We start from the raw sequence: 13467 nt of genomic DNA, 5'->3' as shown, positions 1-13467 counted from the left end.
CACACTGGGGTGCGGTGCCTGAGTCCTCGGAGCGCGGCCGATCCGTCCCCCACGGGTCGCACCCCCGCGGTTCCGCTCAGCAGCGATCACCCTGGAGGTCGCCCCCGTGCAGACCCAGACCCTCACACAGACCGACAGCACCATGACGGACGAGCCGGACGCCGAGAGCGGGGTGTTCGCGGTCGTCCCGTCGCAGAGTCGTGCCGCGCGCCATCCGGAGACGGAGCCGGAGGACGCGGCCGAGCCTGCGGAGCCGCCCGTCGAGGCACTCACCGCCGAAGCCGCCGATCCGGTCGAAGCCGCCGATCCGGTCGAAGCCGCCGAGCCCGTCGGAGCCCCGGCGGCAGCCGCCCGCGCCGACACCTCCGGCCCGTCCTCGGACCTGTTCCGCCAGTACCTGCGCGAAATCGGCCGGATCCCGCTGCTCACCGCCGCCGAGGAGGTCGAGCTGGCCCGCCGGGTGGAGGCCGGACTGTTCGCGGAGGAGAAGCTGAGCAGCACCCCTGACCTGGACAGCCGGCTCGCCGGCGACCTGGACCGGCTGGTCGTGATGGGCCGGATGGCCAAGCGCCGGCTCATCGAGGCCAACCTGCGGCTCGTCGTGTCCGTCGCCAAGCGGTACGTCGGACGCGGACTGACCATGCTCGACCTGGTCCAGGAGGGCAACCTCGGACTGATCCGGGCCGTGGAGAAGTTCGACTACGCCCGCGGCTACAAGTTCTCCACGTACGCCACCTGGTGGATCCGCCAGGCCATGTCCCGCGCCCTCGCGGACCAGGCCCGCACCATCCGCGTCCCCGTGCACGTCGTCGAGCTCATCAACCGGGTCGTCAGGGTGCAGCGGCGGATGCTCCAGGAACGCGGGTACGAGCCGACCTGCGAAGAGGTCGCCGCCCACCTCGACCTGCCGCCCGAGCGGGTCGGCGAGGTGCTCCGCCTCGCCCAGGAGCCGGTCTCCCTGCACGCCCCGGTGGGCGAGGAGGACGACGTGGCGCTCGGTGACCTGATCGAGGACGGCGACGCCGCCAGCCCGGTCGAGTCGGCCGCGTTCCTGCTGCTCAAGGAGCACCTGGAGGCCGTCCTGTCGACGCTCGGCGAGCGCGAGCGCAAGGTCGTACAGCTGCGCTACGGTCTCGCCGACGGCCGCCCCCGCACCCTCGAGGAGATCGGCCGCATCTTCGGGGTGACGCGGGAACGGATCCGGCAGATCGAGTCCAAGACCCTCAACAAGCTGCGGGACCACGCCTTCGCCGACCAGCTGCGGGGCTACCTCGACTGAAGAGGGGGCCGCCCGTGCGGGCGGCCCCCGGAGCACTCAGTCGACCTCGGCCACCGCCTGTGCGAACTGCGCCTTGTACAGCCGCGCGTAGGCACCGTCCGCGGCGAGCAGCTCCGTGTGCGCGCCCTGTTCGACGATCGAGCCGTTCTCCATCACGAGGATCGTGTCCGCGTCCCGGATGGTCGACAGCCGGTGCGCGATCACGAAGGACGTCCTGCCGTGCGCCAGCTTGGCCATGGCCTTCTGGATCAGCACCTCGGTGCGGGTGTCGACGGAGCTCGTCGCCTCGTCGAGCACCAGGATCACCGGGTCGGACAGGAACGCCCGCGCGATGGTGATGAGCTGCTTCTCACCGGCGCTGACCCCGCTGCCCTCGTCGTCGATCACGGTGTCGTAGCCGTCGGGGAGGGTACGGATGAACCGGTCCGCGTGGGCCGCCCGCGCCGCCTCCTCGATCTCCCCGCGGGTGACCTCCCGCGCGGCCCCGTACGCGATGTTCTCCGCGATGGTGCCGCCGAACAGCCAGGTGTCCTGCAGCACCATGCCGATCCCGGCCCGCAGGTCGTCCCGGGACATCTTCCGGATGTCCACACCGTCCAGGGTGATGCGCCCGCCGGTGACGTCGTAGAACCGCATGAGCAGGTTGACCAGGGTGGTCTTGCCCGCTCCGGTCGGGCCGACGATCGCGACCGTCTGCCCGGGCTCCACCTTCAGGGACAGGTCCTCGATCAGCGGCTTCTCGGGGTCGTACCGGAACGACACGTTCTCCAGCGCCACCCGCCCCCGCAGCTCCTCGGGCTTCTCCACCGCCACCGGATCCGGCTCCTGCTCCTCCGCGTCCAGGAGTTCGAAGATCCGCTCGGCCGAGGCGACACCCGACTGCACCAGGTTGGCCATCGAGGCGACCTGGGTCAGCGGCATCGAGAACTGCCGGGAGTACTGGATGAAGGCCTGCACGTCACCGATGGACAGCGCGCCGGACGCGACCCGCAGACCGCCGACGACCGCCACCAGCACGTAGTTCAGGTTCGACACGAACATCATCAGCGGCTGCATGACGCCGCTGTTGAACTGCGCCTTGAACGAGGCCTCGTACAGCGCCTCGTTGTGCTCGGCGAACTGCTGCGCCGACTCGTCCTGCCGCCCGAACACCTTCACCAGGGTGTGCCCGGTGTACATCTCCTCGATGTGCGCGTTCAGCTTGCCGGTGGAGCGCCACTGCTGCACGAAGTGCGGCTGCGACCGCTTGCCGACCCGGGTGGCGACGAGGAACGACAGCGGCACGGTGACCAGCGCGACGAGCGCGAGCAGCCAGGACACCCAGAACATCATCACGAGCACGCCGATGATGGTCAGCAGCGAGTTGATGAGCTGGCCCATCGACTGCTGGAGCGTCTGGCCGATGTTGTCGATGTCGTTGGTGGCGCGGGAGAGCACCTCGCCGCGCTGCCGCTTGTCGAAGTACGACAGCGGCAGCCGGGACAGCTTCGTCTGCACGTCCTCGCGCATCCGGTACATCGTGCGGTTGACGGCCCGGTTCACCAGCCGGGTCGCCACCGCCATCAGCAGACCGGCGACGAGGAACGTACCGAGCGCGAGCAGCAGGACGTTCCCGACGGCGTCGAAGTCGATGCCCTTGCCCGGGGTGAAGTCGGTGCCCTTCAGCATGTCCGCGACGGAGCCCTGGCCCCGCGCGCGCATGGAGTCGAGCACCTGCTCCTTGGTGGCCCCGGCCGGCATCTGCCGTCCGATGATGCCCGCGAAGACCAGGTCGGTGGCCCTGCCGAGGATCTTGGGGCCGACCACGCTGAGCCCGACGCTGACGACGACGCACAGCAGCAGCGCGTAGATGGTGAGCCGTTCGGGCCGGAACCGGGCGACGAGCCGTTTGCCCGACCCCTTGAAGTCCATCGAGCGCTGGTCGGGTCCGCCCCCGGCCATCATGCGTCCCATGGGCCCTGCCATCAGGCGGCCTCCGCTTCCGTCAGCTGGGAGAGCACGATCTCCCGGTAGGTGTCGTTGTCCGCCATGAGCTCGTGGTGCCGGCCCGTGCCGACCACCCGGCCCTCGTCCAGGACCACGATCCGGTCGGCGTCCCGGATGGTCGCCACGCGCTGGGCGACGATCACCACGGTCGCCTCGGCGGTCTCCCGGGACAGCGCCTTGCGCAGCGCCGCGTCGGTGGCGTAGTCGAGCGCGGAGAAGGAGTCGTCGAAGAGGTAGATCTCCGGGCGCTGCACGAGGGTGCGGGCGATGGCGAGGCGCTGGCGCTGGCCGCCGGAGACGTTCGTACCGCCCTGCGCGATGGGCGCGTTCAGCCCGCCCTCCAGCTTCGACACGAAATCCTTGGCCTGCGCGACCTCCAGCGCGTGCCACAGTTCCTCGTCGGTGGCGTCCGGGTTGCCGTAGCGCAGGTTGGTGGCCACCGTGCCCGCGAAGAGATACGGCTTCTGCGGCACCATGCCCACCGTCCTCGCCAGCAGCTTCGGGTCGAGTTCCTGAACGCTCACACCGTCCACGAGCACCTCGCCCTCGGTGGCGTCGAACAGCCGCGGGACCAGCCCGAGCAGCGTCGACTTGCCGCTGCCGGTGGAGCCGATCACGGCGGTGACCTCGCCCGGGCGGGCCACCAGCCCGACCGCCTTCAGCACCGGCTCCTCGGCACCCGGATAGCGGAAGCCCGCCCCACGGATCTCCAGGTGCCCGTGCCGGCGCAGCTCCACGACGGGCGCCGACGGCGGAACCAGGCTGGAGTCGGTGTCCAGGACCTCCTGGATGCGCTCGGCGCACACCTCCGCGCGCGGCACCATCATGAACATGAAGGTGGCCATCATCACGGACATGACGATCTGCATCAGATAGGCGAGGAACGCCGTCAGGTCGCCGATCGCCATTTCGCCGCTGTCGATGCGGTGCGCGCCGAACCACACGACCGCGATCGACGACACGTTGACGACCGTCATCACGATCGGGAACATCAGGGCGAGCATCCGACCGGTGGCGAGCTGCATCTCGGTGAGATCGCCGTTCGCCTTCCGGAAGCGGCCTTCCTCGTACTCGTCCCGGACGAACGCACGGATCACCCGGTTGCCGGTGATCTGCTCGCGCAGCACCCGGTTCACCGTGTCCAGCCGCACCTGCATGGACCGGAACAGCGGGCGCAGCCGCCGCACGATCAGCGTGACGCTGATGCCCAGCACCGGGACGACCGCCACCAGCACCCCGGACAGCGGAACGTCCAGCCCGAGCGCGAGCACGATGCCGCCGACACACATGATGGGCGCCGACACCATCAGGGTGAACGTCATCAGGACCAGCATCTGGACCTGCTGTACGTCGTTCGTCGTACGGGTGATGAGGGAGGGGGCGCCGAAGTGGCCCACCTCACGGGCGGAGAACGACTGCACACGGTCGAAGACGGCGGCCCGTACGTCCCGGCCGAGCGCCGCCGCGGTCCGGGCACCGTAGTACACGGCCCCCGTGTTGCACACGACCTGCGCCAGCGAGATGCCGACCATCAGGGCGCCGAAGGAGAGGATGTAACCGGTGTCGCCCTTCACGACACCCTTGTCGATGATGTCGGCGTTCAGGGTGGGCAGGTAGAGGGTGGCGCAGGTCTGCAGGAACTGCAGCAGCACCAGTACGGCTATGGGTTTCTTGTAAGGCCTGAGACAGGCCCGAAGAAGTCGTATGAGCACGCTAGGTCTCTCGGAGTCGGCGAAGGGGGCGTTCGGTTGCCCTTGGCCCCTATCGTCGAACACTCCACCCGCGTTACCTCAACCGATTAAGCCATCGGCGGGGCTCTGGCTGCCTTACAGATCTGTCTGGTTTTCGGTTAGTTACGGGCGAAACGCCCCGGGATGGGTCTGCTCCCGCACCGACACGAACTGCTGCCGCACGGCCTGTCCCACCGCCAGCTCCTCACCGGGCTCCAGCACCTGCGCCGCCGCGCCCTGCCAGGCCGGCGGGGTGCGCGGGTCGAGGGTGCCCTGCGAGACGCCGAGCGCCCAGGCGGCCTGCCGGGCGGCGCCGATCGCCGCGTAGTCGGCGGGCTGCGGTACGACGACCTGCGCGCCGAACAGGGAGGGCGCGGCGGCCTGCACGGCGGGCAGATCGGCGGCCGATCCGAGCAGGAAGACCCGCCGTACGTCCACGCCCCGGCCGCGCAGCACGTCCAGCGCGTCCGCCAGCCCGCACAGCATGCCCTCGAACGCGGCCCGCGCCAGGTGCTCGGGCTTCATCGACTCCCGCCGCAGCCCGGCCAGCGTGCCGGCGGTGTGGGGGAGGTTGGGAGTCCGCTCGCCCTCCAGATAGGGCAGGAGCACCAGCCCGTGGGATCCCGGTGTCGACTTCATCGCCAGGTCGGACAGGCTCTCCAGATCGGACAGACCGAGGAGTTCCGCGGTGCCGCGCAGGGTCCGCACCGCGTTCAGGGTGGTGACGACCGGCAGGTGCATACCGGTGGCGTCGGCGAGCGCGGTGATCATCCCGCTCTGGTCGACGAGCGCCTCGGGGTGCACGGCCATCACCGAACCGGAGGCCCCGAGGGAGACCACGGCGTCCCCGAGACCCAGGCCCAGCCCGAAGGCGGCGGCCATCGTCTCGCCGGTCCCGGCCGAGATCAGCAGCCCCTCCGGGGTCGTACCGGCCGCGGAGGACGGGCCGATCACCTCCGGCAGCATCGCCTGGTGGCCGAGCGCCAGCTCGACCAGGTCGGGACGGTAGCCGCCGGTGGCCGCGGACCAGTACCCGGTGCCCGAGGCCCCGCCCCGGTCGGTGGTCCTCCTCACAGGCCGCCCGAGCAGCTGCCACACCAGCCAGTCGTGCGCCTGCAGCAGTACGGCGGTCCGCCGGGCGTTCTCCGGCTCCGTCTTGGCGAGCCAGCGGAGCTTGGTCACGGGCTGCGCGGCCTGCGGAACGCACCCCACCGCCTGCGCCCACGCCTCGCGCCCGCCGAGCGCGTCGACCAGATCGGCCGCCGCGACCTGCGCCCGCTTGTCACCGCCGACCAGCGCCGGGCGCACGGTGGCCCCCTGGGCGTCCAGGGGGACCAGCGCGTTCTGCTGGGCGGACACGCCGATGGCCTGCACGCCCTCGAGCAGCCCACCGCCCGCGGCCTCTCCCAGGGACAGCAGCCAGGCCTGCGGATCGACGTCACTCGGCCGGGGGCCGCCTTCCGGCGCGTCCACCGGGTGCGGCGCGTAGCCCTGCCTCAGCACGGCCCCCGTGTCCGTGTCACAGACGACGATGCGAGTGAAATCGGGCGAGCTGTCCAACCCGGCGACTATCCCCATGCCTCAAATTCTGCCGTAGCGCGGCGCTTGCTTTGGCCGTGGGCGCGTTATCGCCGTGGGGGCCGCTGTGGTTCCGCGGGTGCGGGCCGTCTGTGGTTGATCGCGCGGTTCCCCGCTCCCCTGGCGGGGCGGGGATCAGCGGCGCCGAAAAGTGCGTCGTGCTACGGGTTGCCGCTGGTGCCCCAGTCGTCCTCGCCGCCGCCGTGGCCGTTGTGGTGGCGGAGGGAGCGGACGCGGTGGGCGACCGACTCCGGGACGCGGTCGCCGACCTTGTCGCTGACCGTGTGCAGGGCCTTGCCCGCGAACTGCCGTCCCTGCTGCGCGGCGGTCTCCGCGGTGTTGCGGACGGCGGGGTTCTGGGCGATCTGCCTGGCGGACTTCTTCAGCGTCTCGTAGCGCTCGCGTCCGGCCCTCGTGCCCAGGACGTAACCCAGGGCGAGGCCGGCGACGAACGTCAGCCGGTAGCGCATGACGACCACCCTTCCGATGCGTAGCTTCTCGTGCGGCTTCGGCGCCGGGAGTACCGATTGGCGGAGCACCCCCCTGCTTGCGCTAATGTATGTGTCGCAGCGAGCGGGCGCCCCCTGGCGAATACCCAGGGAGGTACGTTCGATGCAACGAGGCATTCCTCCGTAGCTCAATTGGCAGAGCAGCCGGCTGTTAACCGGCAGGTTACTGGTTCGAGTCCAGTCGGGGGAGCTCGGTCCTCCGTAGCTCAATTGGCAGAGCAGCCGGCTGTTAACCGGCAGGTTACTGGTTCGAGTCCAGTCGGGGGAGCATGCTGAACGAGGACCCCTGTGGGGTCCTTTTTCATGTCCGGGGGAACCGCGGCGGCCACGCCTGAGTCCTCAAGGTCATGAAGGGCCGCGGCAAGCCGACCAGCCGAAGCAGGAGATCGTATGACCGGCTATGCTGCGGCAGACGGCGCGCACACATGTACGCGACACGCCGCTATGGGGCGGTAGCTCAGCCGGTTAGAGCAGCGGACTCATAATCCGTCGGCCGTGGGTTCGAGTCCCACCCGCCCCACCCAGTGCAGGTCCCCGACCTGCGGAAACGTTCATTTTGTCCTGTCGGATCGTCAACTTTGCCTGCACGGACCCAATCCGCTGCTCGCGACTTCGAAGCGGATGAGACACCTACTCCCTCGCCGATCAGACGCCGCGCTGACCTGCGGCGATGCTGGTGATCAGGGTTGGTGCCGACGAGTTGGCAGCGTCTCTGTGCGGTCACCGCGACGGCACCGGTCAACGATCCCGGCCATGCCGCAGTGCACGAATGGGCGCCGAGCGGCTGGAACACAGGTGCTCTCCGGGCTGGCCGCGTTACCGGGTCACTCGACCCCCGCGTCTTCCGCCGAGTCGTGGCCGCCTGGATCCGTGGCGTTCCCTCATGCCACGAACCGCACCGAGCCGTGCCGACCAGCATCTGATGAACGCGGCAGCCGCCGCCGGGCACCCGGTCAGCGCATCCGCTTCGCTGGTACGGCTCCGAGTGATCGCCGTGCCAGGGGCGGACAGCGGAACGTCGTCGGGCTCACGGCTCCGAGGTGACCGGCGGCCTGCCGGTTCAGGGGCGGGGTGGGGTTCCCAGGAACCGGTGGAGGGAGGTCGTCATGCTGGTGACGAACATGTCGCGGGTCGGGTCGTCGAGGTGGTCGAGTGACAGGTAGGGGTTGAGGTCTTCCAGCTCGACCAAGAGCAGGTCACCCTCCTGGGTGCGGCAGGCGTCCACGCGCTGGATGCCGTGGTCGAGGGTGTTCCAGTCGATGAAGCGGCGGGCGAAGTCGAGATCGGCTTCGGTGGGCTGGTAGGGCTCAAGGACCCAGCGCCGTTCGGGGTCGGGGGCGTGCAGGGCGTACTGGAAGGCATCGTCGACGTAGTAGAACGACACCTCGTAGCGGAAATCGATCCGAGGCTGGACCAGGATGTCCCCATAGGCGAGGCCGGCCAGTTGCTCCCGAGGCACGAAGCTGAGGCCGATGGAGTCCGCCCCGGCCTTCGGCTTGACCGCATACTGGTCGACCTCGGGCAGGCGGTTGAGGTCCTGGGGCCGGTCGACAGTGGGGATGACCGGGTATTCGGCCGCGGTCAGGTCCAGCAGGTATTGCTTGCCGGCCATGTCGGCCCGGCCGGACAGCGGGTTGTAGACCCGGGCGCCGCGCGCTGCGGCCTGGTCGCGGAAGGCGTCGTACTCCTTCTGGTAGTGCAGCACCGGGCCGCTGTTACGGACCACGACCGCGTCAAAGGCATCCATCAGAGCGGCGGCGTCCAGCGGATGGCACAAGGCGACGTCGAAGTCGTTCCGCAGCCGCGACGACAGGAAGATGTCCTCGTCGCAGTAGCGCCGTCCCCGGGCCTCGTAGGCGAGATCGGTCACGAACAGAACGCTGGGGCGGTCGGGCACGGGGCATCTCCTGGGGCGGTGGCCACCAACCTACCCAAACCGCCGAACACCCCCCGGCGCCGGGTGGCCCCGCCAACAGCCAATCACTCTCACTAGCCGAGTCGGCCGCGGTCGAGACCTTCGGCGGCACCGGCGGCGTCGAAGACGATCCCCGCCTCACGCTCCCGCCACCGGACCGGGCAACGTGTCAGGACGACGGCTCGGCGGCAACGCGCGTTGGGAGGCGCGGAAGGCGAGGGGGGTGCGGCCGGTGTGGCGTTGGAAGAACTTGCCGAAGTGGGTGGCGCTGGTGAAGCCGAGGTGGGCTGCGATGGTGGCGGCGGGTTCGGTGCCGTGGGCGAGGAGGCGCTTGGCCTCCAGGGTGAGGCGCTGGTCGAGGTAGTCCTTGGCGCTGAGGCCCGCCGCGGTCTGGGTGGCGCGGGTGAGGGTGCGGGTGGAGTAGCCGAGTGCGCGGGCGTAGTCGTCGATGCGATGGGTGCGGGAGAGGTCTCGTTCGACGGCGTCGCGGAAGCGGAGGAAGGGCTCGGGGGCGGATTCCGCGCCCTGGCCGTGCTGCTGCAGGTGGGCGAGGCGCAGGAGTACGACGTCGAGCAGGCGGTGCAGCAGCGCGGTGTGCACCGGCGGCGGATGGCGGTCCGACTGGGCGAATTCCGCGGCCAGTTGTTCGGCCGCAGCCGCCAGAACGGGGGCCTCCGAAGGATCGGGGCTGCACAAGGGCATCGGGGCAGTGGTGACGCCGAGGCCGGCCAGTTCGGCGGTCTCGGGGGCCACGAAGTCCTCCTGGAAGAGGATCATGATGGCTTCGGCCTGGTCGGGATTCTGCCACTGGTGCACCTGGCCGGGCCGGATCCACAGCCAGGAGCCGGGCGGCAGTACGTATCCCGTGAAGTCGACCCGGTGGCGCAGGGTGCCGGAGGCGACCAGCAGCAGGGCGTGGAAGTCCTGTCGGTGCGGTGTGGCGATGTGCCAGGGCCAGTCACGGGTGCGGTCGCGGAAGTCGGCCAGGGTCATCACCTCCAGGCCCGCCGGGGTTCCGGCCGGGGGCTGGAAGACCACCTTCGGCAGTCCCGTCTCCCGCCGACCGGGCTGCTGCGGCGCTTGTCGCCTGTGGACCATCACGAGACCGCAGCGTACCTCGCCGACTGTCGGGTTCCGTCGCAGTATGGAGTCGTTCCAGGGGCGGCAAGCCCAAGGCGCGGAAGTCAGCCGTTGTCCGTTGCGGTCCATGGTCGGTCGTGAGCCGACCACCCACGATCCGCTCCTTTCGCCATCTCCTCACCCACGTCGACAGGAGCAGAGCCATGCACGGAACCCTCACCGTCATCGACAAGGGACCGATCCGTATCCACAGCTACAGCGCGCCCGAGGACGGGCTGGACGTCACCACCCAGCTGATCGAGACGCCGTCGCGGATCATCGCGGTCGACGCGCAGTTCGTCCTCGCCTATGCCGACGAGGTCGTCGCCTACGCCAAGAGCCTCGGCAAGCCGCTCGACCGCCTTGTGGTCAGCCATGCGCACCCCGACCACTACCAGGGCGCGGCCCGCTTCGGCGTTCCCGTGCACGCGCTGCCGGAGACCACCGCGGAGATCGTCGCCACGGGCGCCAAGACCGACCTGCCCACCGGCGCCCCGATCCCGCTCGCCGACATGACCCCGACCGTGGACATCACTCCCGGCACCGAGGTCATCGACGGCATCCCCTTCGAGTTCGAGAAGGTCACCGGCGGCGAGATCCACACCACCCTCGTGATCAAGCTGCCCGAGCAGGGGGTCCTGGTCGCCCAGGACGTCGTCTACAACCGCACCCACCTGTGGTTCCTGGACAAGGACTTCGACGGCTGGCAGGCCAACATCGACCGCTTCGCCGCCCAGTCCGAGTACGACACCATCCTGCCCGGCCACGGTGAGCCGACCACCCCGGCCATCTGGGCCGAGCTCACGGAGTACGTCGACGCCGGCCGCGAACTGCTCGGCGACGACGGCGACGCCTACAAGAAGGCCATCACCGAGCGCTACCCCGCCTACCAGGGCGCCGCCCTCATCGACGTCGCCAACGCCTACATGTTCGGCCCCAAGAGCTGACGCGTCTCCCGGGCCGCGACGCCCCGGTCCGCGCCGGCCGGCGGCGCCACAGGAGAGGCTTCGTCGCTGCCACGCACCTCCTGTCGGCCGACAGGAAACGGACGGCGGCGGTGCCCCTCAGGTCCAGGCGCGCGGTGGGGGCCACGGTCTCGTCCAGCCGCGGCCATGGCGTCGTCGGCCATCTCCCTCGAACGACACGACGCCCCCCGTCTCCACGGCGACCGCGTCACCGCGCCCTTGAGGGGATCACCGCCCGTGCCGGAGACGAGGTCACCGGGTCAGCGGACGGTGAGGACGATCTTGCCCGTCGTACGTCCCGTCTCACCCAGCGCGTGTGCCTCGGCGGCCCGGGCGAGGGGGAACGTGGCCTCGATGTGGGCCCGGAGCCTGCCCGAGCCGGCCAGGTCGGCGATGGCGCGCATACCCGCGTGGTCAGCCTCCACGAGCAGCACCTCGAGCCGCACACCGAGTTGCGCGGCCTTCTCGGCCTCCTCCGGCGTGCCACCGCCGAGGAGCGACACCAGGGTTCCGCCCTTGCGCAGTACGTCCAGAGAGCGGGTACGGGTTTCGCCCGCGAGGGGGTCGAGGACCACGTCCACGTCGCTGACGGCCTCGGTGAAGTCGACGCTCCGGTAGTCGATCACTTCGTCGGCGCCCAGCTCACGCAGGAACGCGTGCTTGCCCGCGCTCGCCGTGCCGATGACGTACGCGCCACGGGCCTTGGCGATCTGTACGGCGAGATGGCCGACCCCGCCCGCGGCCGCGTGGATCAGGACGCGCTGTCCCGGGCGGACGTCGGCGGTGTCGACGAGGGCCTGCCAGGCGGTGAGTGCGGCGAGCGGGAGGGCGGCCGCCTGGACGTGGTCGACGGAGGGGGGCTTGGGCACGAAGCACCGGGTGGGGGCGGTGACGTACTCGGCGTGGGAGCCCGCGCCGTGCGGGTAGGGCAGCATGCCCAGGACCTCGTCGCCCGGCTTGAACAGGGTGACGCCGAAGCCGACCGCCTCGACGACTCCGGAGACGTCCCAGCCGAGGACGAACGGCGGCTCGCCGATGAATGCGCCGCCGGCCCGGTGCTTCCAGTCGGTGGGGTTGACACCTGCCGCGTGGACGGCGACGAGGATCTCGCTGACGCCGGGCGCCGGCCGTGGAACTTCGATCTCCTTCAGTACTTCGGGGCCGCCGTGGACGTCCTGGCCCATCGCGCGCATCGATGCGTTCGAATCAGTCATGGGTCAAGGCTGCGGCAGCGATCACCACCCCGCAATGGCAAGATTGCCAGTATTCGATAGAATCTGGCCATGGGGCATGAGGAAGTTCATCGACGTCATCCTGTTCAGCTTCCGGGGCACCGCCCGCATCGCGTGGCCGTGCTGGCACTCGAAGGCGTCTACCCCTTCGAACTCGGCATCCCGAACCGGGTCTTCGCCTACGCCGACGGGCGGTACGACGTGCGCACCTGCACCGTCGACGGGCGCCCGGTGCGCACCAGCGCCGACTTCACGGTGACCGTCGAGCACGGCCCCGAGGCGCTGGAGAGCGCCGACACAGTGGTCATCCCACCGTTCGACCACACCATCGTCTCGGACCGGCTGCCGGAACCCCTGGCGGCGGCGGTCGCCCGGATCCGGCCGGGCACGCGGATCGTGTCCATTTGCACCGGCGCCTTCCTGCTCGCGGCCGCCGGGCTGCTCGACGGGCGGCCCGCGACCACCCACTGGGTGCTGGCCGACGCCTTCCGCCGGCTCTTTCCGAAGGTCGCGCTGGACGCCGAGGTGCTGTTCGTGGACGACGGCGACATCCTCACCTCGGCCGGGGCCGCGTCCGGCCTGGACGTCTGCCTCCACGTCGTACGCAAGGACCACGGCAGCGAGCTCGCCAACCGGGTGGCGCGGCGCTGCGTCGTACCGCCGTGGCGGGAGGGCGGGCAGGCGCAGTACATCGAGCAGCCCGTCCCCGACCCGTCCTCGGCGGGAACGGCGGCGACCCGGCAGTGGGCCCTGGAGCGCCTCGACGAGCCGCTGACGCTCGCGGATCTGGCCGGGCACGCGCGGATGAGCGCACGGACCTTCGCGCGCCGCTTCCAGGAGGAGACCGGCACCAGCCCCGGACGCTGGTTCATCCAGCAACGGGTCCACCGCGCACGGCAGTTGCTCGAGTCCAGCGATCTGTCCGTGGACCAGATCGCCGGCGAGGTGGGCTTCGCGACGGGAGCCTCGCTGCGGCAGCATCTGCACGCGACGATCGGGGTGTCCCCGCTGGCATACCGGCGTACGTTCCGTACGGCGTCGACGGGCCCGGGTCCCCTATGAGTCAGGCCCCGAAACGGAGCTGCTCGGTGGCGTCAACGCGCCGCCGTGTGGCCGTACCCCGCCGGACTCCGTGCCGGCGGGGTACGGCTGCC

Annotated in this window: 10 protein-coding genes and 3 tRNA genes; 6 read left to right on the top strand and 7 right to left on the bottom strand. The window is 70.3% G+C overall.

The annotated features are described in order from the left end of the window. Positions 1 to 40 precede the first annotated feature (40 nt). Positions 41 to 1279: an RNA polymerase sigma factor gene (locus tag ACFYZQ_RS03705; protein ID WP_389141891.1), complete on the top strand. Its 1239-nt coding sequence runs from the start codon at positions 41 to 43 to the stop codon at positions 1277 to 1279. A gap of 36 nt (positions 1280 to 1315) precedes the next feature. Here the strand turns inward: ACFYZQ_RS03705 and ACFYZQ_RS03700 are convergent, their stop codons facing one another. The 4 genes from ACFYZQ_RS03700 to ACFYZQ_RS03685 form a co-directional block, all read right to left on the bottom strand. Further along, a complete protein-coding gene (locus tag ACFYZQ_RS03700) occupies positions 1316 to 3244 on the bottom strand; it encodes an ABC transporter ATP-binding protein (RefSeq protein ID WP_389141187.1) in 1929 nt (642 codons plus the stop codon). Next, positions 3244 to 4977 (bottom strand): ABC transporter ATP-binding protein, encoded by a 1734-nt coding sequence (locus ACFYZQ_RS03695; protein ID WP_389141185.1) that lies wholly within the window; start codon positions 4975 to 4977, stop codon positions 3244 to 3246. Before ACFYZQ_RS03695 ends, ACFYZQ_RS03700 begins: the two co-directional genes overlap by 1 nt. A gap of 141 nt (positions 4978 to 5118) precedes the next feature. Further along, positions 5119 to 6573 carry an FGGY-family carbohydrate kinase gene (locus tag ACFYZQ_RS03690; protein ID WP_389141183.1) on the bottom strand — a complete coding sequence of 485 codons (1455 nt, stop codon included), beginning with the start codon at positions 6571 to 6573 and terminating at the stop codon, positions 5119 to 5121. 161 nt (positions 6574 to 6734) lie between these two features. After that, the gene (locus tag ACFYZQ_RS03685; RefSeq protein ID WP_389141181.1) at positions 6735 to 7043 is read right to left on the bottom strand and encodes a YtxH domain-containing protein; all 309 of its coding nucleotides are present in this window, start codon (positions 7041 to 7043) and stop codon (positions 6735 to 6737) included. Positions 7044 to 7199: 156 nt separating this feature from the next. On the opposite strand from ACFYZQ_RS03685, the gene ACFYZQ_RS03680 reads away from it, so the two are divergent. The 3 genes from ACFYZQ_RS03680 (at position 7200) to ACFYZQ_RS03670 (ending at position 7602) form a co-directional block, all read left to right on the top strand. Continuing rightward, positions 7200 to 7272, top strand: a tRNA-Asn gene (locus ACFYZQ_RS03680). 5 nt (positions 7273 to 7277) lie between these two features. Beyond that, a tRNA-Asn gene (locus ACFYZQ_RS03675) sits at positions 7278 to 7350 on the top strand. Positions 7351 to 7528: 178 nt separating this feature from the next. Beyond that, positions 7529 to 7602 (top strand) — tRNA-Ile (locus tag ACFYZQ_RS03670). 540 nt (positions 7603 to 8142) lie between these two features. On the opposite strand, the gene ACFYZQ_RS03665 is transcribed toward ACFYZQ_RS03670, so the two are convergent. Continuing rightward, entirely contained in the window at positions 8143 to 8979 is an 837-nt protein-coding gene (locus tag ACFYZQ_RS03665) for a hypothetical protein (protein WP_389141179.1), read from the bottom strand. A 156-nt stretch (positions 8980 to 9135) separates the two neighbouring features. Then, the gene (locus ACFYZQ_RS03660) at positions 9136 to 10095 is read right to left on the bottom strand and encodes a helix-turn-helix domain-containing protein (RefSeq protein WP_389141889.1); all 960 of its coding nucleotides are present in this window, start codon (positions 10093 to 10095) and stop codon (positions 9136 to 9138) included. A 185-nt stretch (positions 10096 to 10280) separates the two neighbouring features. Here ACFYZQ_RS03660 and ACFYZQ_RS03655 point away from each other — a divergent pair, with 185 nt between their 5' ends. Beyond that, positions 10281 to 11063 carry an MBL fold metallo-hydrolase gene (locus tag ACFYZQ_RS03655; protein WP_389141177.1) on the top strand — a complete coding sequence of 261 codons (783 nt, stop codon included), beginning with the start codon at positions 10281 to 10283 and terminating at the stop codon, positions 11061 to 11063. A 278-nt stretch (positions 11064 to 11341) separates the two neighbouring features. On the opposite strand, the gene ACFYZQ_RS03650 is transcribed toward ACFYZQ_RS03655, so the two are convergent. After that, positions 11342 to 12274 (bottom strand): NADP-dependent oxidoreductase, encoded by a 933-nt coding sequence (locus tag ACFYZQ_RS03650; protein WP_389141887.1) that lies wholly within the window; start codon positions 12272 to 12274, stop codon positions 11342 to 11344. Positions 12275 to 12427: 153 nt separating this feature from the next. Here ACFYZQ_RS03650 and ACFYZQ_RS03645 point away from each other — a divergent pair, with 153 nt between their 5' ends. Beyond that, entirely contained in the window at positions 12428 to 13375 is a 948-nt protein-coding gene (locus ACFYZQ_RS03645; RefSeq protein WP_389141175.1) for a GlxA family transcriptional regulator, read from the top strand. Positions 13376 to 13467 lie beyond the last annotated feature (92 nt).

Source organism: Streptomyces sp. NPDC001843 (assembly GCF_042891955.1).
In the GTDB taxonomy this organism is placed as follows: Bacteria; Actinomycetota; Actinomycetes; order Streptomycetales; family Streptomycetaceae; genus Streptomyces.
The sequence above is the reverse complement of the archived record's forward strand: the minus strand, read 5'-3'. Positions and strand labels throughout refer to the sequence as shown.

Coding starts and splice junctions, on each gene's coding strand:
- ACFYZQ_RS03700 (WP_389141187.1), bottom strand. CDS start 3,244: ATGGCAGGGCCCATGGGACGCATGATGGCCGGGGGCGGACCCGACCAG.
- ACFYZQ_RS03690 (WP_389141183.1), bottom strand. CDS start 6,573: ATGGGGATAGTCGCCGGGTTGGACAGCTCGCCCGATTTCACTCGCATC.
- ACFYZQ_RS03685 (WP_389141181.1), bottom strand. CDS start 7,043: ATGCGCTACCGGCTGACGTTCGTCGCCGGCCTCGCCCTGGGTTACGTC.
- ACFYZQ_RS03660 (WP_389141889.1), bottom strand. CDS start 10,095: ATGGTCCACAGGCGACAAGCGCCGCAGCAGCCCGGTCGGCGGGAGACG.
- ACFYZQ_RS03655 (WP_389141177.1), top strand. CDS start 10,281: ATGCACGGAACCCTCACCGTCATCGACAAGGGACCGATCCGTATCCAC.
- ACFYZQ_RS03650 (WP_389141887.1), bottom strand. CDS start 12,274: ATGCGCGCGATGGGCCAGGACGTCCACGGCGGCCCCGAAGTACTGAAG.